This window comes from Nocardioides sp. TRM66260-LWL (genome assembly GCF_020075545.1).
In the GTDB taxonomy this organism is placed as follows: Bacteria; Actinomycetota; Actinomycetes; order Propionibacteriales; family Nocardioidaceae; genus Nocardioides.
The window spans coordinates 345,866-368,527 of the sequence record NZ_JAIQZK010000001.1 but is presented as its reverse complement, the minus strand read 5'-3'; the positions used below and the strand labels follow the sequence as shown (position 1 = coordinate 368,527).

At 74.2% G+C, this 22,662-nt stretch carries 19 protein-coding genes; 11 read left to right on the top strand and 8 right to left on the bottom strand.

Features of this window, described 5'->3' with window-relative positions; translation table 11 throughout:
* Nucleotides 1-57 precede the first annotated feature (57 nt).
* The 6 genes from K8Z61_RS01815 to K8Z61_RS01790 all read left to right on the top strand — a co-directional run bounded on the left by K8Z61_RS01815 (nucleotide 58) and on the right by K8Z61_RS01790 (nucleotide 7,859).
* Nucleotides 58-2,235 (top strand): MMPL family transporter, encoded by a 2,178-nt coding sequence (locus tag K8Z61_RS01815; RefSeq protein ID WP_224126358.1) that lies wholly within the window; start codon nucleotides 58-60, stop codon nucleotides 2,233-2,235.
* On the top strand, nucleotides 2,232-4,784 hold the full coding sequence (locus K8Z61_RS01810; protein WP_224126357.1) for a bifunctional FO biosynthesis protein CofGH: 2,553 nt from the start codon (nucleotides 2,232-2,234) through the stop codon (nucleotides 4,782-4,784). The genes K8Z61_RS01815 and K8Z61_RS01810 overlap by 4 nt, the downstream gene beginning before the upstream one ends.
* 65 nt (nucleotides 4,785-4,849) lie before the next feature.
* Nucleotides 4,850-5,293 (top strand): DUF5709 domain-containing protein, encoded by a 444-nt coding sequence (locus K8Z61_RS01805; RefSeq protein WP_224126356.1) that lies wholly within the window; start codon nucleotides 4,850-4,852, stop codon nucleotides 5,291-5,293.
* A 46-nt stretch (nucleotides 5,294-5,339) separates the two neighbouring features.
* Complete coding sequence (locus K8Z61_RS01800) at nucleotides 5,340-6,224, top strand: TIGR03619 family F420-dependent LLM class oxidoreductase (RefSeq protein WP_224126355.1); 885 nt, start codon at nucleotides 5,340-5,342, stop codon at nucleotides 6,222-6,224.
* A gap of 184 nt (nucleotides 6,225-6,408) precedes the next feature.
* Nucleotides 6,409-6,795: a lipopolysaccharide assembly LapA domain-containing protein gene (locus K8Z61_RS01795; RefSeq protein WP_224126354.1), complete on the top strand. Its 387-nt coding sequence runs from the start codon at nucleotides 6,409-6,411 to the stop codon at nucleotides 6,793-6,795.
* A gap of 14 nt (nucleotides 6,796-6,809) precedes the next feature.
* Nucleotides 6,810-7,859 carry an alcohol dehydrogenase catalytic domain-containing protein gene (locus tag K8Z61_RS01790; RefSeq protein ID WP_224126353.1) on the top strand — a complete coding sequence of 350 codons (1,050 nt, stop codon included), beginning with the start codon at nucleotides 6,810-6,812 and terminating at the stop codon, nucleotides 7,857-7,859.
* 39 nt (nucleotides 7,860-7,898) lie between these two features.
* Here the strand turns inward: K8Z61_RS01790 and K8Z61_RS01785 are convergent, their stop codons facing one another.
* The 4 genes from K8Z61_RS01785 to K8Z61_RS01770 form a co-directional block, all read right to left on the bottom strand.
* Entirely contained in the window at nucleotides 7,899-8,444 is a 546-nt protein-coding gene (locus tag K8Z61_RS01785) for a 1-acyl-sn-glycerol-3-phosphate acyltransferase (protein ID WP_224126352.1), read from the bottom strand.
* Nucleotides 8,445-8,467: 23 nt separating this feature from the next.
* Nucleotides 8,468-10,048: a glutamine-hydrolyzing GMP synthase gene (gene guaA, locus K8Z61_RS01780; protein WP_224126351.1), complete on the bottom strand. Its 1,581-nt coding sequence runs from the start codon at nucleotides 10,046-10,048 to the stop codon at nucleotides 8,468-8,470.
* Between the two features lie 388 nt (nucleotides 10,049-10,436).
* Entirely contained in the window at nucleotides 10,437-12,152 is a 1,716-nt protein-coding gene (locus K8Z61_RS01775; protein WP_224126350.1) for a GMC family oxidoreductase, read from the bottom strand.
* Entirely contained in the window at nucleotides 12,152-13,774 is a 1,623-nt protein-coding gene (locus K8Z61_RS01770) for a succinic semialdehyde dehydrogenase (RefSeq protein WP_224126349.1), read from the bottom strand. Before K8Z61_RS01770 ends, K8Z61_RS01775 begins: the two co-directional genes overlap by 1 nt.
* Before the next feature lie 275 nt (nucleotides 13,775-14,049).
* On the opposite strand from K8Z61_RS01770, the gene K8Z61_RS01765 reads away from it, so the two are divergent.
* Both K8Z61_RS01765 and K8Z61_RS01760 read left to right on the top strand, forming a co-directional pair.
* On the top strand, nucleotides 14,050-14,397 hold the full coding sequence (locus tag K8Z61_RS01765; RefSeq protein WP_224126348.1) for a YciI family protein: 348 nt from the start codon (nucleotides 14,050-14,052) through the stop codon (nucleotides 14,395-14,397).
* On the top strand, nucleotides 14,394-15,707 hold the full coding sequence (locus K8Z61_RS01760) for an RNA polymerase sigma factor (protein WP_224126347.1): 1,314 nt from the start codon (nucleotides 14,394-14,396) through the stop codon (nucleotides 15,705-15,707). Before K8Z61_RS01765 ends, K8Z61_RS01760 begins: the two co-directional genes overlap by 4 nt.
* A 4-nt stretch (nucleotides 15,708-15,711) precedes the next feature.
* On the opposite strand, the gene rnhA is transcribed toward K8Z61_RS01760, so the two are convergent.
* Both rnhA and K8Z61_RS01750 read right to left on the bottom strand, forming a co-directional pair.
* Entirely contained in the window at nucleotides 15,712-16,206 is a 495-nt protein-coding gene (gene rnhA / locus K8Z61_RS01755) for a ribonuclease HI (protein ID WP_224126346.1), read from the bottom strand.
* Nucleotides 16,203-17,309: a GuaB3 family IMP dehydrogenase-related protein gene (locus K8Z61_RS01750; protein WP_224126345.1), complete on the bottom strand. Its 1,107-nt coding sequence runs from the start codon at nucleotides 17,307-17,309 to the stop codon at nucleotides 16,203-16,205. Before K8Z61_RS01750 ends, rnhA begins: the two co-directional genes overlap by 4 nt.
* An 81-nt stretch (nucleotides 17,310-17,390) precedes the next feature.
* Here K8Z61_RS01750 and K8Z61_RS01745 point away from each other — a divergent pair, with 81 nt between their 5' ends.
* From K8Z61_RS01745 to K8Z61_RS01735, 3 genes are all read left to right on the top strand, one after another.
* Nucleotides 17,391-17,966: a SigE family RNA polymerase sigma factor gene (locus K8Z61_RS01745; protein WP_308116729.1), complete on the top strand. Its 576-nt coding sequence runs from the start codon at nucleotides 17,391-17,393 to the stop codon at nucleotides 17,964-17,966.
* Nucleotides 17,963-19,309, top strand: a complete 1,347-nt coding sequence (locus K8Z61_RS01740) for a hypothetical protein (RefSeq protein WP_224126344.1) — start codon at nucleotides 17,963-17,965, stop codon at nucleotides 19,307-19,309. Before K8Z61_RS01745 ends, K8Z61_RS01740 begins: the two co-directional genes overlap by 4 nt.
* A gap of 116 nt (nucleotides 19,310-19,425) precedes the next feature.
* Nucleotides 19,426-20,136, top strand: a complete 711-nt coding sequence (locus K8Z61_RS01735; protein WP_224126343.1) for a hypothetical protein — start codon at nucleotides 19,426-19,428, stop codon at nucleotides 20,134-20,136.
* Nucleotides 20,137-20,167: 31 nt separating this feature from the next.
* On the opposite strand, the gene guaB is transcribed toward K8Z61_RS01735, so the two are convergent.
* Together guaB and K8Z61_RS01725 are read right to left on the bottom strand one after the other, a co-directional pair.
* A complete protein-coding gene (gene guaB, locus K8Z61_RS01730; protein WP_224126342.1) occupies nucleotides 20,168-21,670 on the bottom strand; it encodes an IMP dehydrogenase in 1,503 nt (500 codons plus the stop codon).
* 52 nt (nucleotides 21,671-21,722) lie between these two features.
* Nucleotides 21,723-22,628: a GNAT family N-acetyltransferase gene (locus K8Z61_RS01725; RefSeq protein ID WP_224126341.1), complete on the bottom strand. Its 906-nt coding sequence runs from the start codon at nucleotides 22,626-22,628 to the stop codon at nucleotides 21,723-21,725.
* Between the last annotated feature and the right edge of the window lie 34 nt (nucleotides 22,629-22,662).

The following is a 22,662-nucleotide window of genomic DNA, read 5'->3' as shown; positions in this document are numbered from 1 at the left end:
GTCCCTGCCTCGGCCGATCCCCTCCCGGGCGTCGGCGCACTCTGCTGGAGTACTCCCATGCCCCCCACGCATCGCGTCGCCGGACGCCTCGCCGGCCCCCGCTCGTCCTGGGCCGTGCTGGCCCTGGTGCTGGTCGCCGTCGGCCTGCTCATGCCGCTGGCCGGACGACTCACCGAGGTGCAGAACAACGAGGCGTCCTCGTTCCTCCCCGCGACCGCCGAGTCCACCGAGGTCGCGAACCAGCTGTCCGCGACGGTCGACCCGAACGACATCCCCACGCTCGTCGTCTACGAGCGGCGCGGCGGGCTGACGGCCGCCGACAAGCAGGCGATCGAGCAGCAGGCCGTCGAGCTCGGGCGCATCGACGGCGTCACCGGCCCCGTCGTCACCCCGGCGACGGCCGCGGCGGCCGGCTTCGGCGGCTACTCGCGCGACGGCGAGGCCGCCGTCACCGCGCTGACGTTCAACTTCGGCGCCAACGGCTGGAACGACATCCCGCCCGCCGCCGACCGGATCCGCGAGATCACCCGCATCGACGGCGTCACCGTGCACCTGGCCGGCTTCGGCGGCCAGGCGGCCGACGCCGCGGAGGCCTTCGGCGGGCTCGACACCACGCTGCTCCTCGCGACGCTGGGCATCGTCGTGGTGATCCTGCTGCTCACCTACCGCAGCCCGGTGCTGTGGATCCTGCCGATCCTGTGCTCGGTCATGGCGCTGATGATCAGCGAGGGCCTGATCTACCTGCTGGCGAAGCACGCGGGGCTCACGGTGAACGGGCAGAGCCAGGCGATCCTCAGCATCCTGGTCATCGGCGCGGGCACCGACTACGCGCTGCTGCTGATCGCGCGCTACCGCGAGGAGCTGCGCCGGCACGAGAGCCGGCACGAGGCCATGGCCGAGGCGCTGCACCGGGCCGCGCCGGCGATCCTGGCCAGCGCGGCCACCGTCGCCATGGGCATGCTCTGCCTGCTCGCCGCCGAGCTGAACTCCACCGCCGGCCTCGGGCCGGTCAACGCCATCGGCGTGGCCGTCACGGTGCTCGTCATGGTCACCGCGCTGCCCGCGCTGCTGGTCGTGTGCGGACGGTGGATCTTCTGGCCCCAGCGTCCGACGCCCGGCTCCGCCGAGCCCACCGACAGCGGCCTGTGGGCGCGGGTCGGCCGACTGATCGGCCCCCGGCCCCGGCGCGTGTGGGTCGGCACGACGCTCGTGCTCGGCGTCGCCTGCCTCGGGCTGCTGCAGCTCGACACGTCGGGGCTGTCGACCGAGGAGAGCTACACGAAGGAGTTCGACTCCATCAAGGGCCAGAAGGTGCTCGTGGCCCACGACCTGTTCGACACCTCCAACACTGTCCAGGTGGTCGCGAACGCCGACCGCGCCGACCAGGTCGCCGCAGCGCTGCGCGGCGTGGAGGGCCTCGGACGTCCCGGCGAGGCGACGCCGATCGGCGAGGGGCGGGTCTACCTGACGGCGGCCGTCGCCGGCGACGTCTCCTCGCCGCAGGCCTTCGCCCAGGTCCGCGCCGCGCGGGAGGCCGTGCACGCCGTGCCGGGCGCCGACGCGCTGGTCGGGGGCGGCTCGGCGTTCTACGTCGACATCCAGCAGGCGTCGGCGCGCGACAGCCGCGTGATCATCCCGCTCGTGCTCGCGGTGGTGCTCCTGATCCTGGTCCTGCTGCTGCGAGCGCTCGCGGCGCCGCTGATCCTGCTCGCCACGGTCGTCCTCTCCTTCGGCGCGGCGCTCGGCCTCTCGGCGCTGCTCTTCCGGCACGTCTTCGGCTTCGCCGGCGCCGACCCCGGCTTCCCGCTCTTCGCGTTCGTGTTCCTCGTGGCCCTGGGCATCGACTACAACATCTTCCTGATGACGCGGGTGCGCGAGGAGGCGATCCGCCACGGCACCCGGGCCGGCTCGCTCACCGCGCTGTCCTCGACCGGCGGGGTGATCACCTCCGCCGGCCTGGTGCTCGCCGCGACCTTCGCGGTGCTCGGCACGCTGCCGCTGGTGTTCCTCGCCGAGCTCGGCACCGCGGTCGCGCTCGGGGTGCTGCTCGACACGATGATCGTCCGGTCGGTGCTGGTCACGGCGATCAACCTCGATCTGGGCGATCGCATCTGGTGGCCCTCGCGCCTGGCCCGCGGTGGTCGCGGCGACCTCGACGCCGGCGGCCCGACCGACGCCGGCGGCGAGGAGCCCCCGCCCGGACCCGACCGAGCGACCGTTAGCCTGACGAGGTGAGCGCTGCGTCACCCGACGAGTCGGTCCCCACCCCCCAGCAGATCCGCCGGGCCCTGGCCCGCGCGGAGCGGGGCGCGAGCCTCGACGCCGCCGAGGCCGCCGTCCTCCTCGCCGCCCGGGGCGAGCACCTCGACCGGCTCTGCGCGGCGGCCGCCGCCGTGCGCGACGCCGGTCTCGTGGCGGCCGGCCGCGCGGGCGTGGTCACCTACTCGCCGAAGGTGTTCATCCCGGTCACCCGGCTGTGTCGCGACCGCTGCCACTACTGCACGTTCGTCGAGACGCCGGCCCAGGCGGCGCGGGAGGGGCGCGCGCCCTACCTCTCCCCCGACGAGATCCTGGCGATCGCCCGCGAGGGCGCGGCGCTGGGCTGCCTGGAGGCGCTGTTCACCCTCGGCGATCGCCCGGAGGACCGCTGGCCCGAGGCCCAGGCGTGGCTCGACGAGCAGGGCTACGACTCCACGCTCGCCTACGTGCGCGCGATGGCGGTGCGGGTGCTGGAGGAGACCGGCCTGCTCCCCCACCTGAACCCCGGCGTCATGTCGTGGGAGGAGATGAACCGGCTCAAGCCGGTCGCGCCGTCGATGGGCATGATGCTCGAGACCACGTCGCGCCGGCTCTTCGAGACGAGGGGCGAGGCGCACCACGGCTCGCCCGACAAGGACCCCGACGTCCGGCTGCGGGTGCTGGAGGACGCCGGCCGGCTCTCGATCCCCTTCACCACCGGCCTGCTGGTCGGCATCGGCGAGACCCGGGCCGAGCGGGCCGACACGGTCTTCGCGCTGCGGCGCACCGCCCGCGCGTACGGCGCGGTGCAGGAGGTGATCGTCCAGAACTTCCGGGCCAAGCCGCAGACCGCGATGCGCCACGTCGACGACCTCGCGCTCGAGGAGTACCGCGCGGCGATCGCCGTCACCCGGCTCGTCCTCGGGCCGCGGGCCCGGGTGCAGGCGCCCCCGAACCTGGTCGACCTCGAGGAGTGCCGGCTGCTGCTCGGCGCCGGCGTCGACGACTGGGGCGGCGTCTCCCCGCTGACGCCCGACCACGTCAACCCCGAGCGTCCGTGGCCCTCCCTCAAGCGGCTGCGGCAGATCACCGAGGCCTGCGGCCTGACCCTGGCCCCGCGGCTGACGGTGCACCCCGAGTACGTGCGGCAGGGCGAGCCCTGGCTCGATCCGCGGGTCTCCGCCCATGTGGCGGCCCTCGCCACGCCCGACGGCCTCGCACGTCCGGGCGTCCGGCCCAGCGGCCTGCCCTGGCAGGAGCCCGACGGCGGGTTCGCCCACGCGGGCGGACGCGGCCGCACCGACCTGCACGTCCGCGTCGACGCCGAGGGGCGCACCGACGAGCGCCGCTCCGACTTCGCCGACGTGTACGGCGACTGGGACGCCGTGCGCGACGCCGCCTCCGTCACCGCCGGGGCGCCGGCCGTGCTGCACGCGGAGGGCCGCGAGGCGCTCGCGGCGGCCGAGCGCGATCCCGGCGGCCTGTCCGACGAGCACGCGCTCACCCTCGTCACCGCCGACGGCGACCTGCTCGAGCAGGTCCGCCGGCTCGCCGACGACCTGCGCCGCGAGACCGTCGGCGACGACGTCACCTACGTGGTCAACCGGAACATCAACTTCACCAACGTCTGCTACGTCGGCTGCCGGTTCTGCGCCTTCGCCCAGCGACGCACCGACGCCGACGCCTACTCGCTCTCCCTCGACCAGGTGGCCGACCGCGCCGAGGAGGCCTGGCGACTGGGCGCCACCGAGGTGTGCATGCAGGGCGGCATCGACCCCGAGCTGCCCGCCACCGCCTACGTCGACCTCGTCGAGGCCGTGCGCGCCCGGGTGCCGGAGATGCACGTCCACGCGTTCTCCCCGATGGAGGTCGTCAACGGCACCGCGCGCACGGGCCTCTCGATCGAGGACTTCCTGATCAAGGTGCGCGAGGCCGGCCTCGGCTCGCTGCCCGGCACCGCCGCGGAGATCCTCGACGACGAGGTGCGCTGGGTGCTCACCAAGGGCAAGCTGCCGACGCGCACCTGGGTCGAGATCGTCACCACCGCGCATCGGCTCGGCATCCCGACGACCTCGACGATGATGTACGGCCACGTCGACCACCCGCGGCACTGGATCGGCCACCTGCGGGTGCTCTCGCGCATCCAGGACGCCGCCCGCGAGCACGGCGCGGCCGGGTTCACCGAGTTCGTCCCGCTGCCGTTCGTGCACACGAGCGCGCCGATCTACCTGGCCGGCGTCGCGCGTCCGGGCCCGACGATGCGCGACAACCTCGCCGTGCACGCGATGGCGCGGATCCTGCTGCACGGTCGCATCGACCACGTCCAGACGTCCTGGGTGAAGCTCGGCGTCGAGGGCACCCGCGCGATGCTCCGCTCGGGCGCCGACGACCTCGGCGGCACGCTGATGGAGGAGACCATCTCGCGGATGGCCGGCTCCGAGCACGGCTCGGCGAAGACCATCGAGGAGCTCGCCGAGATCGCCGCGGGCATCGGACGTCCCGTCCGCGAGCGTTCGACGCTGTACGGGGAGCCGCACCCCGGGTGACGCTCGCCCGGCGGCCACCCCGCCGGATGACGCCGCTCCGGGACGCGGCTGTCTACGGTCGCGCCATGACCACCGCCGAGCAGGACCCTGACCTCCCCGACGACGTCGAGGACCAGCCGATCGCCGAGGACACCCTCGACGGCGGGGACGTCGAGGACGAGCTCGACCGCGGCTACTCCCCGCCGGAGCGCCCCTCGGCCGGACAGGGCTTCGGCAACACGCCGTACGAGGAGGCCACCGGCGAGACGCTCGACCAGCGCATCGCCCAAGAGGAGCCCGAGCCCGACCCCTACGAGGCCGCGGCGGCGCAGGACGAGGTGCTCGACGACGGCGAGGTCGGCGACGCCCGCGCGGGACGGCTCGTCGACCCCGACGCCGGCTTCGGCGAGGACGCGGAGAAGGCGCTCGTCGGCGACGAGGTCGGCATCGACGGCGCCGGCGCGTCGGCGGAGGAGGCGGCCGTGCACGTCATCGAGGACGTCGAGGATCCCACCGATCTGGACGGCTGAGCCGAACCGGTAGAACACGTTCTCGCATTCGCCCTAGGGTGGGCGGATGCGCTTCTCCCTCAGCACGGCCTACCTCCCGCTGGAGGAGCTGCCGGCGCTCGCGATGGCGGCCGACCGCCTCGGCTACCACGCCCTGGCGATGCCCGACCACGTCGTCGACCTGGAGGAGCTCGAGACCCCGTACCCGTACACGCTCGACGGCTCGCGGCGCTGGCCGGCGGGCACCCCGTGGCCCGACCCGTGGGTGCTCACCGGCGCGCTCGCCGCGATCACGACGCGGCTGCGGTTCTTCTCCTCGGTCTACGTCGTCGCGCTGCGCAACCCCTTCCAGGTCGCGAAGTCGGTCTCGACGGCCGCCGCGCTCTCGGGCGGGCGGGTCGCGCTGGGCGTCGGCATCGGCTGGTGCCGGGAGGAGTTCGACCTGCTCGGACAGGACTTCCGCACCCGCGCGTCGCGCACCGACGACGCCCTCGCGCTGCTCGAGGAGCTGTGGCGGCCCGGCGTCCGGTCGTTCGCGGGTCGGCACTACCTCGCCCCGCCGCTGACGGTCGAGCCGTCGCCGCCGACGCGGGTGCCGGTCTACGTCGGCGGGCTCTCCGAGGCGGCCTTCCGCCGGGCGGCACGGCACGACGGCTGGGTGGGCGACCTGTTCACCGTCGACGAGGCCGCCGCCCATGCGCGCCGGCTCGCGGAGCTCCGGGAGGAGCAGGGCGCGGACGGCGACTTCTCGGTGATCACCGCGCTCACCGACGCCTTCCTGCCCGAGCAGTTCGTCGAGGCGCACGAGCGCGGCGTCACCGACGTCATGACGATGCCGTGGGCCTACTACCACGGGCTGGACGCCGGCCTGGAGCAGAAGCTCGACGGGCTGGAGCGCTTCGCCGCGGACGTGCTCGAGCCCGTGGGGAGGGCGATCGCGTCCGGGAAGTAGAGAACCGCTGGCGTCTCGGGTCACCAGCGGTTCGTTGAGAACTTTAGGACACTGGCACGAAGAAGTCACGCACTCACCCCCGATCGACAGGGTGGTCTGGACCACTTCTCCCCGTGTGGGGCGGCCGTCCCAGCACCCCGGCGGGTGGCCGCCGGCGCGGCGGGGAGCCGCTACCTTCTGCGGCATGAGCACGCCTGCAGACCCGCGTCCCGCCGGTGACCCCGTCGTCCCCGACGCCACCGGCACGACCGGCGCCACCGGTCCCGCCCAGCCGACTCCGCCCGCGCCGGTCGCCGACCCGCTGCGGGGCTCGCGCACGAGCGGCTTCTACGCCGCCACCGTCGGGCTCGGCATCGTGCTCGTGCTGCTGATCATCTTCATCGCCCAGAACACCCAGCGCACCACCGTCCGCTTCCTCACCTTCGAGGGCCAGGCCTCGGTGGCCGTCGTGCTGCTCGTCGCCACCGCGGCAGGCATCCTGCTCACGGCCATCGCCGGCTCGCTGCGCATCATCCAGCTGCGCCACCGCACCAAGAAGGTCGTCAAGGCCGAGCGCAAGCGCAGCCGCTGAGCGTCGCCGCGAGCATGCGCGCCCTCGTCGTGGACCGCGCCGCGGGGCCGGCCGCGGTGCGGGACCTCCCCGAGCCCGCACCGCCGCCGGGCGGCGTCGTCGTGCGGGTCGAGGCCACGGGGCTGTGCCGCTCCGACTGGCACGCCTGGGCGGGCCACGACGACGACGTCGCGTTCCCGCACGTCCCGGGCCACGAGCTCGCGGGCGAGATCGTGGCCGTCGGCGCCGGCGTCGAGCGCTGGACGGCCGGTCGCCGCGTCACCGTGCCGTTCGTGTGCGGCTGCGGCCGCTGCGAGTGGTGCCGCCAGGGCGACGCGCAGGTGTGCCCGCAGCAGACGCAGCCGGGCTTCACGCACTGGGGCTCCTTCGCCGAGCAGGTCGTGCTGCACGCGGCGGACGCGAACCTCGTCGCCCTGCCCGACGGGCTGGACGCCGGCGCGGCCGCCGCGCTGGGCTGCCGGTTCGCCACGGCGTACCGCGGCCTCGTCGCCCGGGCACGTCTGCGATCCGGCGAGACCCTCCTCGTTGTGGGGGCCGGCGGCGTCGGCCTGAGCGCCGCGATGATCGGCCGGGCGATCGGCGCCCGAGTGGTGGTCGTCGACCGACACGACCGCGCGCTCGCGGCCGCCCGCGACCTGGGCGCCGACCACGTCGTCCGGGTCGGCGGCACACCCGAGGAGACCGCCGCTGCGATCCTGGAGACCGCCGAGGGCGGCGCGCACGTCGCCGTCGACGCCGTCGGGCACCCGGACGCCGCGGCCGCCGCGATCCTGTCGCTGCGCCGCCGCGGCCGGCACGTGCAGATCGGCCTGCTGCCGCCGGTGGACGGGCACCCGCGCGTCCCGATGGCGCGGGTGATCGGCTGGGAGCTCGACGTGCTCGGCAGCCACGGCATGGCCGCCGCCGACTACCCCGCGCTGCTGCGGCTGGTCGCCGACGGCGCGCTGCAGCCGCAGCGGCTCGTCGAGCGGACGATCGGTCTCGCCGAGGCCGCCGACCTGCTCCCCCGGTTCGACGCCGCCGACCTCGCGGGGCTGACGATCATCGACCCACGCCTGCCCTGACGCCGCTCTGAGGCCCACCGCGCGGCCGCGGACGACGGCTCAGGCCGCGCCGTCCTCCTCGCGCAGCCGCGGCGGGGTGAACCCCTCGGGCCGGATGCCGGTGATCGGGGCGTAGAACTCCCGCACGCGGTCCATGTCGGCACGCACGTCGCCGCTGGGGTGGAACGTCGGCCCCCAGCCGACGGTGCGGCTGGGCGCGTCGAGGAAGGCCAGGGTGATCGGCAGGCCGGTCTGCTGGGAGAGCCGGTAGAAGCCGGACTTCCAGTACTCCCCCCGCGAGCGGGTGCCCTCGGCGGCGAGGCCCAGCAGGAAGGTCGAGGACGACGCCTGCTCGGCCAGCAGCGCGTCGATCGTCGCCCTCGGCGCCGCGCGGTCCAGCGACACCGCTCCGGTGGCCCGCAGCAGGGGCGCCAGCGGGCCCTTGAACAGCGAGTCCTTGACCAGCAGCCGGATCGTGACGCCGTAGTCCCAGGCCAGCAGCAGCGTCAGCACCCAGTCCCAGTTGGACGTGTGCGGCGCGCCGACCAGGATCGCCGACTCCGGCAGCTCGCCCTTTGTGCGCCACCGCATGAGGCGCAGGATCACGCGCGCCAGGGTGCGCCGCAGCCTCACTCCCACTCGATCGTGCCCGGCGGCTTGGAGGTGATGTCGAGGACGACCCGGTTGACCTCGCGCACCTCGTTGGTGATGCGGGTCGAGATGCGCTCGAGCACCTCGTAGGGCAGCCGGCCCCAGTCGGCCGTCATGGCGTCCTCGGAGGTGACCGGACGCAGGACGATCGGGTGGCCGTAGGTGCGGCCGTCGCCCTGGACGCCCACCGACCGGACGTCGGCGAGCAGGACGACCGGGAACTGCCAGATGGTGGCGTCGAGCCCGGCCGCGGTGGTCTCCTCGCGGACGATCGCGTCGGCCGCGCGCAGGATCGCCAGCCGGTCGCGGTCGACGGCGCCGACGATGCGGATCGCCAGGCCGGGCCCGGGGAACGGGTGGCGCGCGACGATCGCCTCGGGGATGCCGAGCTGCCGGCCGACCTCGCGCACCTCGTCCTTGAACAGGGTGCGCAGCGGCTCGATCAGGCTGAACTGCAGGTCGTCAGGGAGACCCCCGACGTTGTGGTGGCTCTTGATGTTCGCCGCGCCCTCGCCGCCGCCGGACTCCACGACGTCGGGGTAGAGCGTGCCCTGCACGAGGAAGCGCACCGGGGGGCCGGGGGTGGCCAGCACCTCGCGCTCGGCGGCCTCGAAGGTGCGGATGAACTCGCGCCCGATGATCTTGCGCTTCTCCTCGGGGTCGGTGACGCCGTCGAGGAAGCCGAGGAACTGGTCGGCGGCGTCGACCACCTTGAGGTTGACGCCAGTGGCGGCCACGTAGTCGCGCTCGACCTGCTCGGCCTCGCCCTCCCGCAGCAGGCCGTGGTCGACGAACACCGCGGTCAGCTGGTCGCCGACGGCCCGCTGCACCAGCGCGGTGGAGACGGCGGAGTCGACACCGCCGGAGAGCGCCGAGATGACCCGGGCGTCGCCGACCTCGGCGCGGATGCGCTCGACCTGCTCCTCGACGATGTTGACCATCGTCCAGGTCTGGCGGCAGCCGGCGATGTCGAGCAGGAAGTGCTCCAGCACCCGCTGGCCGTGCTCGGAGTGCAGCACCTCGGGATGCCACTGGACGCCGGCCAGGCCGGCCTCGACGTTCTCGAACGCCGCGACCGGGGTGTCGGGGGTGGAGGCGAGCACGGTGAAGCCCGCGGGCGCCGCGACGACGGAGTCGCCGTGCGACATCCACACGCGGTGCTCGGCCGGGACGTCGGCCAGGAGCGTGCCCGGCTCGGAGACGACGACCGGCGTCCGGCCGTACTCCCGGGCACCGGTGGCGGCCACCTCGCCGCCGAGGCCCTGGGCCATCAGCTGGAAGCCGTAGCACATGCCGAACACGGGGGTGCCCGACGTCAGCAGCGCGACGTCGAGGGACGGCGCGCCGTCGGCGTACACCGAGGACGGGCCGCCGGAGAGGATGACCGCCTTCGGCCGGCGGGCGAGCATCTGCTCGACCGGCATCGAGTGCGGCACGATCTCGGAGTAGACCCGCGCCTCCCGCACGCGTCGGGCGATGAGCTGGGCGTACTGCGCGCCGAAGTCGACGACGAGCACGAGGTCGTGGTCCGGAGCGGTCTCCGGGGCGGCCTGCGTCATGGCCGCACTCTACTGACGCGCGGCGCCCGCCGACGTCGCGGGCCGCCCGCGCTGGACGACCCGTCGCTGCACGGGGGCCGGATGACCCCGGACATGCAGCAGGGCCCGGCCGGGGAGGGAGGGATGGCCGGGCCCTGCGCGTCCACGCACCTGTTGGACAGCGCCTGGACCGCATCCCGGCTCACTGTTGGGAGGGAGCATGTGCCGGGTGCACTCATCCCAACGAGACGTCCTCGCGCCGGTTACGCGCGTGCTCCGGAGATCGTCCGGAAGGGGCCGATCGGTCTAGACCGGTCGCCGGTGGCGTCGCCGGCCGAGACCGGCCCCGGAGACGGCGAGGGCCCGGTCCGCCGCAGCGGACCGGGCCTCGATCGAGGACGGACGCGGGTCAGGAGACCCCGACGATCGGCAGGCGCAGCGCCGCCGGAGCGGACGCCGGGACGGCCGGACGCCGGGGCGAGACCGGCTCGAGCGGCTCGTAGGCCGCGCCGAGCCGCGGACGCGGGTCGGCCTCGCCCTTGTTCGGCCAGAACGCCATCGCCCGCTCCGCCTGCGCGGTGATCGTCAGCGACGGGTTGACGCCGAGGTTCGCCGAGATCGCCGAGCCGTCGGCGATGTGCAGGCCCGGGTAGCCGTAGACCCGCTGGTAGGGGTCGATGACGCCGGTCTCGGGCGAGTCGCCGATCGCGCAGCCGCCGATGAAGTGGGCGGTCAGCGGCATGTTGAACGGCTCGCCGATGTTGCCGCCCGCGGTGCCGCCGAGGACGCCGGCGATGCGGGTAACGGCCTCGTTGGCCACCGGGATCCACGTCGGGTTCGGGGCGCCGTGGCCCTGACGCGAGGTCATCCGGTAGCCGAGCAGGCCCTTCTTGCCGTAGGTGGTGATCGAGTTGTCGAGGCTCTGCATCACCAGCGCGATGACGGTGCGCTCCGACCAGTGCTTGAGGTCGTAGAGGTTCACCAGGTCGCGGCGCTCCTTCCACATGGCCTTCAGCCAGGTGCGCCAGCGCGGCTCGCCGGTGTCGCCCTCGGTGAGGACGGTCTGCAGCATCGCCATCGTGTTGAAGCCCTTGCCGTAGCGGCACGGCTCGATGTGCGTGTTCTCGTCGGGGTGCCAGCTGGAGGTGATCGCCACGCCGTGCGTGTAGTCGGTCTTGTCCGAGCGCGGCGCGATGGCCCCGAGGATCGACTCGGAGTTGGTGCGCGAGAGGAACCCCAGCCGGTCGGACAGCCGGGGCAGGTGGCCCTCGTCCTTCATCCGGTGCAGCAGCTTCTGGGTGCCCAGCGACGCCGCTGCGAAGACGACCTGCTCGGCGGTGAGCGTGCGCGTGGTGCGGGCGGTCGCGCGCGTCGCCTTGGAGTACTTGACCTTCAGCTCGTAGCCGCCGCCCGGGAGGGGGCGCACGCGGGTGACGGTGGTGAGCGGCATGACCTTCGCGCCGTTCTTCTCCGCCAGGTAGAGGTAGTTCTTGACCAGCGTGTTCTTCGCGTTGTGGCGACAGCCCGACATGCACTCGCCGCAGTTGGTGCAGGCGTTGCGGGCCGGGCCCTCGCCGCCGAAGAAGGGGTCCTCGACCCGCTCGCCGGGCTTGGCCTCCGGGCCGCCGAAGAAGACGCCGACCGGCGTCGGGTGGAAGGTGTCGCCGACGCCCATGTCGCTGGCGACCTTCTCCATGACGTCGTCGGCGGGGGTGCGCACGGGGTTCTCGACCACGCCGAGCATCCGCTTGGCCTGGTCGTAGTACGGCGCGAGCTCGGTCTTCCAGTCGGCGATGTGGCGCCACTGGGGGTCCTCGTAGAAGGCCGGGAGGGGCTCGTAGAGGGTGTTGGCGTACACGAGCGAGCCGCCGCCGACGCCCGCGCCGGCCACGATCATCGTGTCGCGCAGCGCGTCGATGCGTTGGATGCCGTAGCAGCCCAGCCACGGCGCCCACAGGTACTTGGTGATGTCGAGGGTGCCGGAGGAGAAGTCACCGTCCTCGAAGCGCGCCCCGGCCTCGATCACGCCGACGCGGTAGCCCTTCTCGGTGAGCCGCAGCGCGGTGACCGAGCCGCCGAAGCCCGATCCGATGACGAGGACGTCGTAGTCGAAGGTCTCGGCCATCAGGCCCTCCCCAGCTTCTTCATGATCTTCAGGTTGGCGGTCATGACCTTGGCGTAGGTCTTGTCGGACATGCCGAGCATCGGGCTGAAGCGGATGACCCGCTGCGTGGCCACGGACTGCGACTCGGTGTAGCGGTGGATGCCCTCGGCGCCCTGGCGACGGCCCATGCCCGACTCGCGCATGCCGCCCATCGGGGAGTCGACGCTGGCGAAGGTCGCCGCGAACGCCTCGTTGACGTTGACCGTGCCGCACTTGATCTGGGCGGCCAGCGCGCGGCCTCGGGCGCCGTCGCGGGTGTAGACCGAGGCGTTGAGGCCGTACTCGCCGTCGTTGGCGCGCGCCACGGCGTCGGCCTCGTCGTGGAAGCGGTAGAGCGAGACGACCGGGCCGAAGGTCTCCTGGCCGAAGCAGGTCATGTCGGGGGTGACGCCCTCGAGGATCGTCGGCTCGTAGAAGTACGGCCCGAGGTCGGGCCGGGCCCGGCCGCCGGCGAGCACGCGGGCGCCCTTGGCGACGGCGTCGTCGACGTGCGCGACGACGGTGTCGAGCTGGTCCTGGGAGATCAGCGAGCCCATGTCGGGGCCCCAGGCGAGCGTGGCGCCGAGCGTCATGGCCTGGGTGCGGGCGACGAACCGCTCGACGAACCGGTCGTAGACCTGGTCGGCGACGAACATCCGCTCGATCGAGACGCACAGCTGGCCGGCGTTGGAGAAGGCGGCCCGGACGGCGCCCTCGGCGGCCTTGTCGGGGTCGGCGTCGCGCAGCACCAGCATCGGGTTCTTGCCGCCGAGCTCGAGCGAGCAGCCGATGAGCCGGTCGGCGCAGGCCGCGGCCACGCGTTTGCCGGTGGCCGTGGAGCCGGTGAAGCAGACGTAGTCGGCCTTGGCGATGATCGACATGCCGACCCGCGAGCCGGGCCCGGCGACGACGGTCCAGAGGTCCTTCGGGAAGCCGGCCTCCTCGAGCAGCTGCGCGCCGAGCAGGGCGGTGAGCATCGTCTGGGCGTCGGGCTTGGTGACGACCGCGTTGCCGGCCATGAGCGCGGGCAGGCCGTCGCAGATCGCCATCGTGAACGGGTAGTTCCAGGGGCTGATGATGCCGACGACGCCCTTGGGGACCCGGTTGACCTCGACCCGCGTCAGCACGGGCGCGACGCCCAGCTTGCGGCGGGTGTCGAGGTGCTCGTGGGCGGTGCGGGCGTAGTAGCGGGCGGTGAGCGCGACGTGCAGGACCTCGTCGAACGCGTGCGCGCGGGCCTTGCCGGACTCCCAGACGATCAGGTCGAGGATCTCCTCCTGCCGCTCGAGCAGCAGGTCGTGCAGCCGCATCATGATTGCGGCACGGTGGTCGAGGCTGGTGCGCGCCCAGGCGAGCTGCGCACGCCGGGCGCGGGCGAAGGCCTCGACGACGTCGTCCTCGGTGGACTGCGGGATGTTGGCCACCGGCGCGCCGTTGATCGGCGAGTGGCTCTGCTTGGTCTCCCCCGACGTCGCGAGGATCCGGCCGGTGAGGGCCTCGACGTACTCGGGCTCCAGCGCGTACGACGCGGTGGGGTCGTGCTCGGGGTCGGCGGGGCCGCCGACGAGGGGGCCTCCGGCCGGGTTGGGGCTGCTCGCGCTCATGGTCGGAGAGTAGGTGACGGACGCCTCCCCCCACACCCCTTCGCCGCCCTCCGTTCACTTGACAACGCGTTCTCGCATGTCAACCCGCCTGAACCGGTCCAGACCACGTCTCACTATGTGACGACACATGCCCTCACATGGGCGTCCGAGCATGTCCGACGGCGCTGGTCCAGACCGGTCGCGGCGATCTCGGCCGATCGTGTCCTCCGGGCGCCGCCGGCTCCGTCAGCCTGGTGAGGACGACGTCCGATCGTCCCGGACCCGAGGAGACTCCCATGCCCCTGTACGCCGCGATGCTCTACCAGGCCGACCTCGACTGGAGCGCCCCCGAGCAGGCCGCCGACCTCGTCGGCTACCACGAGTTCGGCGAGGCCGCCGCCGCGATCATCCGCGGCGGCGCCGCGCTGTTCCCGACCGTCACCGCCACCACCGTCCGGGTCGAGGGCGGCCGGGGTGGCGACGTCCTCACCACCGACGGGCCGTTCGCCGAGACCAAGGAGGTGCTCACCGGCTTCTACCTGCTGGAGTGCGCCGACCTCGACGAGGCGGTCGCCCAGGCCGCGCGGATCCCCGCGGCCTGGAACGGCGCGGTCGAGGTGCGGCCCGTCATCCCGATGGGGTGACCGATCCCGTGACCCCGCCTCCCGCCGCCGCGGACGCCGCCGACGCGCTCGCGTCCGCGGTGCGGGAGGCGGGCCGCGAGGTGCTGGCCACCCTCGCGCGCCAGGTGGGCGATCTCGGCCTGGCCGAGGACGCCGTCCAGGACGCCATGGAGCGGGCCCTGCGCACCTGGCCGCGCGACGGCGTGCCGGACGTGCCCGCCGCGTGGCTGCGCGTCGTCGCCCGGCGTCGCGCGATCGACCTGCTGCGCGCCGAGGGCAGCCGGGGACGACGGGAGGAGCGTGCGGTGGAGCTCGACCCCGACCTGCGCGGCGAGCCCGGCGACCCGCACGGCGGGGACGGCGGCGACGGCGGGCACGACGGGGACGACCCGCACGGCGCGCAGGGGTCGTCGGTGCTCCACGACGACCTGCTGCGCCTGGTCTTCACCTGCTGCCACCCCACGCTCTCCCCCGTCAGCCGGGTCGCGCTCTCGCTGCGGACGCTGTGCGGGCTCTCGGAGGAGGAGATCGCGGTCGCGCTGCTGGCCCGGCCGGACGCCGTCGCGCGACGGCTCGTGCGAGCGCGGCAGAAGATCCGCCAGGCGCGGATCCCGTACCGGGTGCCGGCCGACCACGAGCTGCCCGAGCGCTGGGCCGCCGTCCTCGCGACCGTGCACCTGCTCTTCACCGAGGGGCACACGGCCTCGACCGGGGCGACGCTCGTGCGGCCCGCGCTGGTCGACCAGGCGCTGCGCCTCGGTCGGCTGCTGCACGACCTCGAGCCCGGCGACGTCGGCGCGATCGGCCTGCTCGCCCTGATGCTGCTGCAGGACTCGCGACGCGCCGCTCGCGTGGACGCCGACGGCCGACCCGTGCTGCTGGCCGACCAGGACCGCTCCCGCTGGGACGCCGCCGCGATCGACGAGGGCGTCCGGCTGATCGGAGAGGGACTGCGCCGCGCCGGCGAGCGTCCCCACCCCTACCTCGTGCAGGCCGCGATCGCGGCGTGCCACGCCCTCGCCCCGACGCCCGAGGCGACCGACTGGGACGCGATCGTCTCCTGGTACGACGTGCTGCTCGCGCTCGACCCCGGCCCGGTCGTCGCGCTGAACCGCGCGGTGGCGCTGGGCGAGCGGGACGGCCCGGCGGCCGGCCTCGCGGCGCTCGACGCGATCGCCGACGGGCTCGACGGGCACGCCTTCGCGCACGCGACCCGGGCCGTGCTGCTGCGCCGTCTGGGCCGGCTCGACGAGGCGGCGAGCGCCGATCGACGCGCCGCCGACCTGGCGGTCAACGAGGCCACCCGCGGCCTGATCCGCGACCGGCTCTGAGCGCTCAGGCCCGCCGTGCCGCCGCGACGGCCTCCTCGAGGCCCTTCGCGGCGAGCCGGTCGGCTCGCTCGTTGCCCTTGTCGCCGGCGTGGCCCTTGACCCACAGCCACTCGACGCGGTGCCGCGCGGCCTCCTCGACCAGGGCGCGCCAGAGGTCCTCGTTCTTCACCGGCTGCTTCGCCGAGGTGCGCCAGCCGTTGCGCTGCCAGGTGGCCACCCACGACGTCACGCCGTTGCGCACGTAGGTGCTGTCGGTGTGGACGCGCACCGTCACCGGCCGCTTGAGCGCCTGCAGTGCCCTGATCGGCGCGGTGAGCTCCATGCGGTTGTTCGTGGTGGTCTCGGCGTCTCCGCCGCACAGCTCGAGCTCGTGCGGCCCCTGCCGCAGCAGGGCGCCCCACCCCCCGGGCCCGGGGTTGGGGACGCAGGCGCCGTCGGTCCAGATGTCGACGACGTCCTCGTCCGCGGGGACGGCCCCGCCGGCGTCCGCCGAGGTCACTCGACGACGACCTCGACCCGCTGGAACTCCTTGACGTCGGTGTAGCCGGTGGTGGCCATCGAGCGCTTGAGGGCGCCGATGAGGTTCATCGTGCCGTCGGCGACCCGGGAGGGGCCGAAGAGGATCTCCTCCATCGTCCCGACGGTCTCGAACCCGACGCGGGTGCCGCGCGGCAGCTCGGGGTGGTGCGCCTCGGTGCCCCAGTGGAACCCGTGGCCCGGCGCGTCGGTGGCCCGGGCGAACGGCGAGCCGACCATGACGGCGTCGGCGCCGCAGGCGATCGCCTTGGCGATGTCGCCGGAGCGGCCGATCGAGCCGTCGGCGATCACGTGCACGTACCGACCGCCCGACTCGTCGAGGTAGTCGCGCCGGGCGGCGGCGACGTCGGCCACCGCGCTGGCCATCGGCACTGCGACGCCGAGCACGGTGCGGGTCGTGTGCGCGGCGCCGCCGCCGAAGCCGACGAGCACGCCCGCCGCGCCGGTGCGCATGAGGTGCAGCGCGGCCTGGTGGGTGGCGCAGCCGCCGACGATCACCGGCACGTCGAGCTCGTAGATGAACTCCTTGAGGTTCAGCGGCTCGGCCTGGCCCGAGACGTGCTCGGCGCTGACGGTGGTGCCGCGGATGACGAACATGTCGACGCCGGCGTCGACCACCGTCTTGGCGAACTCCTTGGTGCGCTGCGGCGAGAGCGACCCGGCGACGGTGACGCCCGCGGCGCGGATGGCGCGCAGCCGCTCGGTGATCAGCTCGGCCTTGACCGGCTCTGCGTAGATCTCCTGCATCCGCGCGGTGGCGTCGACGCCCTCGAGGCCCGCCACCTCGGCCAGCAGCCCGGTGGGGTCCTCGTAGCGGGTCCACAGGCCCTCGAGGTTGAGCACGCCGAGACCCCCGAGGCGGCCGAGGGCGATCGCGGTGTCGGGCGACATGACGGAGTCCATCGGCGCGGCCATCACCGGCAGGTCGAAGCGGTAGGCGTCGATCTGCCAGTGCGTGCTGACCTCCTCGGGGTCGCGCGTGCGCCGGGAGGGCACGATCGCGATGTCGTCGAAGGAGTAGGCACGCCGTGCGCGCTTGGCCCGGCCGATCTCGATCTCGGTCACCGGGGGACTCTATCGAGACCCGTGGGAAGAATCCGTGTCGGCGGGGCAACCTCCGCCGGGGTCCAGGCGGTGGAAGGGGGCATGAACGCCATGACCGACGGACGGATCGTGCTCTCGGGCGCACGCCCTCGCGACCGTGCGGACTTCGACGAGTTCGTCGCGTCCCGCTCCAGCGCGCTGCTGCGTCTCGCCTTCCTCCTCACCCGCGACCACGCCCTGGCCGAGGACCTCCTGCAGACCGCCCTCACCAAGGCCTGGTTCGCCTGGGCGCGCCTCGACGGAGCGCCCGAGCCCTACGTCCGCAAGGTGCTCGTCAACACCTACGCCTCCTGGTGGCGACGCCGCTGGAACGGCGAGGTGGCGCACGACGAGCTCCCCGAGCCGGCCGCCGCCCCCGACGAGCACGCCCGCAGCGACGAGCGCACCGACCTGTGGAGCGCCATGGGACGCCTGCCGCGGCGCCAGCGCGCGGTGATCGTGCTGCGGTTCGTCGAGGACCTCAGCGAGCGGGAGACCGCCGAGCTGCTCGGCGTCTCCCCCGGCACCGTCAAGAGCCAGACGTCCAAGGCCCTGGCCAGGCTCCGCATCGACCCCGCCCTGGCCACCTCGTCCACCGCGACCACCTCGACCACCTCGAACCCGGAGGCCCTCCGATGAGCACCCTCGACGACCTGCGCCGCACGCTCGACGAGCGGGCCGGCGCGCTCACCGACGACGGCCTCGCCGACCGCGCCGGCGCCGTGCGTGGCCGCGTCAGCCGCATCCGGCGCCGCCGCGCGGCCATCGGCGTCGCCGCCGTCGTGCTCGCGATCGGCGCGGGCGTCGGCCTGCGGACCGTCGACCTCGGCCGCCCCGACGCGATCGCTCCTGCCGGCCCCCGGCCGGAGCTCACCGGGCCCGTGCTGGGCGTCGACGTGCCGTCGTCCCTCGACGTGCTGGGCTTCCCCTACCGGCGCGTCGACGTCCGCGAGATCGACGAGGCGGCGCAGCCGCTCGGCGGTGGACGCTCCGCCCAGGCCGTGGTGCTGGTCGGCTCCGGACTCGCCGGCGGCGGCATCGCCACCCTCTACGTCGACGACGTCGCCGTGGCCCGCGTCGACGCCGCCCACCCCGTGGCGCCCGCCTATCCGATCGACGCCGGCGACGCCCGGCTGTCGGTGCGGCTGGCCGACGCCGGCACGGACGCCCGGACGGCGCTGGCCGTCTTCCGCTCCGACGAGCTCGCACCCGGCGTCGCGGCACCCGACGGCTCGGCGGTCTTCCGCCGCGAGGTCGCGGGCCAGCGCCTGGTCGGCGCCGCCTGGAGCATCGGCGACCAGGCGCCTCCGGTCGTCCGGGTGCCCGACGGACTGCCGGCCGGCAGCACCCTCAGGACCTACTGCCGCACCAGCGCAGCGGACGTCGGGCTCGCGACCCGCACCGACCGCGGCCCGCTCGGCAGCGAGTTCGGCTGCAGCGACGAGGGTCGCGACGCCGTCAGCTCGTCGACCTACGGTCAGAGCGCCGAGGCCGGCGCCGTCACCGCCCGGCCCTTCGCGATCCGCGGCTCCCGGGACGAGGAGGAGGCCCCTCTGACCGACGTGCCGTCCGACCTGCTCGTCGGCGTCGCCGTGTACGCGCCGATGCCGTCGTCCGGCGAGGAGCTGCTCGGCACCGCCGTGCCCGAGTACGTCGAGCAGGGCGGCCGCACGTGGCGGCTGAGCCACACCGTCCCCGAGCTCGCGGGCCCGGTGTCGCAGGCCGTGGGCCAGCCCGGCGATGGTGACCGCCTCGTCATGGCCTACTCCGGTCGTGGCACCGCGGGCGTCCGGTGGACCGACGCCCGGGGCGACCAGGGCGGCGGGTACTACCAGACGACCAACGACACCGACAGCACCGGCGTCCAGGACGTCGGCGTGCTGCTCGGCGGCACCGGTCCCTACGTGCTGCGTCAGGCGCCGCCGATCGAGGACGAGCGCCCGGCGCGCACGGCACTCGCGGTCTACGAGCCGCTCGACTGAGCCGGCGCGACCGAGCCGGAACGGATCTGCCACCCACCGGGTGCAACCGAGGCGCGGGCCGGGGCGTCCTCCTCTGCGGAGGGCGTCCCGGCCCTCGTCCCGTCCCGGAGGAAGCCATGCCCCCCAGCCCCGCCCTGCTCGTCCGCGCCCCGCGACCCGCCCTGACCGTCGCGACCGCCCTCGCGGCGGCCGGCGCCCTGGTCCTCGCGCTGGTCCTCGCCCTCGTCGTCGGACTCGGCGGCTCGACCGCCCCCGCCCAGGCGGTCGAGGGCGTCACGACCACGCAGGTCACGACGATCCGCCCGGTCACGCATGCCGGCGAGCCGGCGCCCGGCTGGAGCGTCGAGCGCGAGAGCGGCTCGGTCGACTGCGACGGCGCGGCGCCGTCGTCCACCGCGCGCGGGATCGCCGCGTGCTACCCGACGGCGATCGGCGTGAGGGCCTGCTTCCTCTCCTCCCACCGCACCGTGCTGTGCGTGCGCGACGTCGCCGGGCACCGGCTGGTGCGACTCGCCTACACCGGGGACTTCCCCTCCGACGTCGCCGCCCCGCCCGTCCCCCAGCCGCTCCGGGCGACCCTGAAGGACGGGGACGTGTGCCTGGCCCGGGTCGGCGGCGCGTGGAGCTCCCCGCCGCAGCGTCCCTCGTGGGTCGGCCTCGCGTCGTGCGCCCGTGACGGCGGCGTGTACGGACCCGGCTCGGGCGACGGCGTCGACCGCAGCCGCCAGCCGTGGCGGGTCTGGACCTGGGCCGGCGGCCGGGACGACCGGCTGGTGCGCCGCGAGGTCGCGCGCGTGTACGTCGTCGGCTACGCCCGGGAGCCCTGAGCCCAGCTCTGGGCCCGGCTCTGGGCCCGACTCAGAAGCCGGTGTAGTTCGGCGCCTCGACGGTCATCTGCACGCCGTGCGGGTGGCTCTCCTTGAGCGAGGCCGAGGTGATGCGCACGAACCGGCCCTTCTCCTGCAGCTCGCCGATGGTGCGGGCGCCGACGTAGAACATCGTCTGGTTGAGCCCGCCGACGAGCTGGTGGGCCACCGCCGACAGCGCGCCCCGGTAGGCGACCTGCCCCTCGACGCCCTCGGGGACGATCATGTCGTCGCTGGTGACCTCGGCCTGGAAGTAGCGGTCCTTGGAGTACGACTTCCGGCCGCGGCTGCTCATCGCGCCCAGCGAGCCCATGCCGCGGTAGGACTTGTACTGCTTGCCGTTGACGAAGACGAGGTCGCCCGGCGACTCCTCGCAGCCGGCGAGCAGCGAGCCGAGCATGACGGCGTCGGCGCCGGCGACGATCGCCTTGCCGATCTCGCCGGAGTGCTTCATGCCGCCGTCGGCGATCAGCGGGACGCCGGCCGGCTTGGTGGCCAGCGACGCCTCGTAGACCGCGGTGATCTGCGGGACGCCCACGCCGGTGACGATGCGGGTGGTGCAGATGGAGCCGGGCCCGACGCCGACCTTGACCGCGTCCGCGCCGGCGTCGACGAACGCCTGCGCGCCCTCGCGGGTGGCGACGTTGCCGCCGATGACCTGGACGTGACGGGTGGCGGGGTCGGTCTTCAGCCGCTGGACCATCTCGAGCAGCATCCGCACGTTGCCGTGGGCGGTGTCGGCCACGAGCACGTCGACACCGGCCTCGACCAGCGTCGTCGCGCGCTCCCAGGCGTCGCCGAAGTAGCCGATGGCCGCGCCGACGAGCAGGCGTCCCTGGGAGTCGTAGGACGCCTTGGGGAACTGCTCGCCCTTGACGAAGTCCTTGACCGTGATGAGACCCGTGAGCCGCCCCTGCTCGTCGATCAGCGGCAGCCGCTCGCGCTTGTGCCGGCGCAGGAGGACGGTGGCCTCCTCGCGGCTGATGCCGGACGGGCCGGTGATGAGCGGCATCGGCGTCATGATCTCGTCGACCTTGGTGGTGGCCCACTCCGCGACCGGGGTGAACCGCAGGTCGCGGTTGGTGATGATGCCCAGCAGTCGGTTCTCGACGTCGACGACGGGCAGCCCCGAGACGCGGTACTCGCCGCAGAGCCGGTCGAGCTCCTCGAGCGTCGCGTCCGGGCCGATGGTGACCGGGTTGGTGATGATGCCGGTCTGGGTGCGCTTGACCAGGTCGACCTGGTAGGCCTGGTCCTGGATCGAGAGGTTGCGGTGGAGCACGCCGAGGCCGCCCTGGCGCGCCATCGCGATCGCCATGCGCGACTCGGTGACGGTGTCCATCGCCGCGCTGACCAGCGGCACCTGCAGGGAGATCTCGCGGGTCAGCCGGCTGGTGGTGTCGATGTCGGCCGGCGCGAGGTCGGAGTGCCCCGGCAGCAGCAGGACGTCGTCGTAGGTGAGGCCCAGCGCCGCGAACTTCTCGGGGATCTCCACCGGCTCATCCTATCGGCGCGGCCCGGCGACGCCGCACCTGGCCGTGGACGGCTCAGAGCGGACGCAGATCGGCCACCGGCACCCGGACGGTGAGCTGGTCGGCGGCCATCCGGATCCGCCCGCGCATGCCGGCCGCCAGCACCATCGGCAGGACGGCCTGGTTGTCGGCCCTGGTGGTCAGCAGGATCTCGCTCGCCCCGAGGCCCGTCGCCAGGCGCGCGGCGTCCATCAGCAGCCGGGTGCCGATGCCGCGGCGCTGCCAGGCGGGATCCACGCGCAGCGTCACCGGCCGGACGCCGGGCTCGGCCTCCTCGGGCTCGACGGTGGCCAGGCCGACCACCGCCCCGTCGATGACCGCCGAGACCGACGGGCCGTCGACGAGGTGCTCGGGGACGGCGCCGGTGCCCATCCGCCGGGCCGTCGGCGTCGCGATCGCCGCCGCGCCGAGCCCAGCGGCGGCCGTGCGCTGGAGCACGTCGGAGACCAGCCCCGCCATGGCCGCGCCGCGCTCGCGCTCGGTGTCGGTGAACGGCACCGAGCGCCGCACCTGCACCTGGACCTCGCCGACGGTCATCTCCAGGAGGTCCTGCGGGGCGGCGTCGGGGTCGGCCGGCTCGGCCTCGGCGTCGAAGAGCCCGGCGACGACCTCGGGGAACGACGCCGGCTGCGCCAGGATCGCCCGTGCGGCGCGCACGTAGCGCGTCGGCTGGTCGAGCAGCGCCGCCTCGTCGCACGGCTGCGCGGTGAGCAGCGTCCAGCCGGCCCGCTCCACCAGGCCCCGCAGCGCCTCGACCGTCCACCCCTCGGCGGTCTCGAGGACGAGCTCGTCGGTGACCGCCTCGACGCCGGGGAACACCTGGACCCCCCGGATGTCGACGCCCTCCTCCGCGCTCTGGCGGGCGAGAGCCGCCAGCGCGCCGGGGCGATCGGGGAGACTGGTCCGGACGCGCCACAACATGGGGTGACGGTCTCCCGGTGCCGTTGCGCGATCG

What these genes read in the sequence shown, in the direction of transcription:
- K8Z61_RS01775 (WP_224126350.1), bottom strand. Translation starts at nt 12,152, where the DNA reads ATGGCCGAGACCTTCGACTACGACGTCCTCGTCATCGGATCGGGCTTC.
- K8Z61_RS01815 (WP_224126358.1), top strand. Translation starts at nt 58, where the DNA reads ATGCCCCCCACGCATCGCGTCGCCGGACGCCTCGCCGGCCCCCGCTCG.
- K8Z61_RS01745 (WP_308116729.1), top strand. Translation starts at nt 17,391, where the DNA reads ATGAACGCCATGACCGACGGACGGATCGTGCTCTCGGGCGCACGCCCT.
- K8Z61_RS01795 (WP_224126354.1), top strand. Translation starts at nt 6,409, where the DNA reads ATGAGCACGCCTGCAGACCCGCGTCCCGCCGGTGACCCCGTCGTCCCC.
- K8Z61_RS01770 (WP_224126349.1), bottom strand. Translation starts at nt 13,774, where the DNA reads ATGAGCGCGAGCAGCCCCAACCCGGCCGGAGGCCCCCTCGTCGGCGGC.
- K8Z61_RS01800 (WP_224126355.1), top strand. Translation starts at nt 5,340, where the DNA reads ATGCGCTTCTCCCTCAGCACGGCCTACCTCCCGCTGGAGGAGCTGCCG.
- K8Z61_RS01725 (WP_224126341.1), bottom strand. Translation starts at nt 22,628, where the DNA reads ATGTTGTGGCGCGTCCGGACCAGTCTCCCCGATCGCCCCGGCGCGCTG.
- K8Z61_RS01805 (WP_224126356.1), top strand. Translation starts at nt 4,850, where the DNA reads ATGACCACCGCCGAGCAGGACCCTGACCTCCCCGACGACGTCGAGGAC.
- K8Z61_RS01735 (WP_224126343.1), top strand. Translation starts at nt 19,426, where the DNA reads ATGCCCCCCAGCCCCGCCCTGCTCGTCCGCGCCCCGCGACCCGCCCTG.
- K8Z61_RS01740 (WP_224126344.1), top strand. Translation starts at nt 17,963, where the DNA reads ATGAGCACCCTCGACGACCTGCGCCGCACGCTCGACGAGCGGGCCGGC.
- guaA (WP_224126351.1), bottom strand. Translation starts at nt 10,048, where the DNA reads ATGACGCAGGCCGCCCCGGAGACCGCTCCGGACCACGACCTCGTGCTC.
- K8Z61_RS01765 (WP_224126348.1), top strand. Translation starts at nt 14,050, where the DNA reads ATGCCCCTGTACGCCGCGATGCTCTACCAGGCCGACCTCGACTGGAGC.
- K8Z61_RS01790 (WP_224126353.1), top strand. Translation starts at nt 6,810, where the DNA reads ATGCGCGCCCTCGTCGTGGACCGCGCCGCGGGGCCGGCCGCGGTGCGG.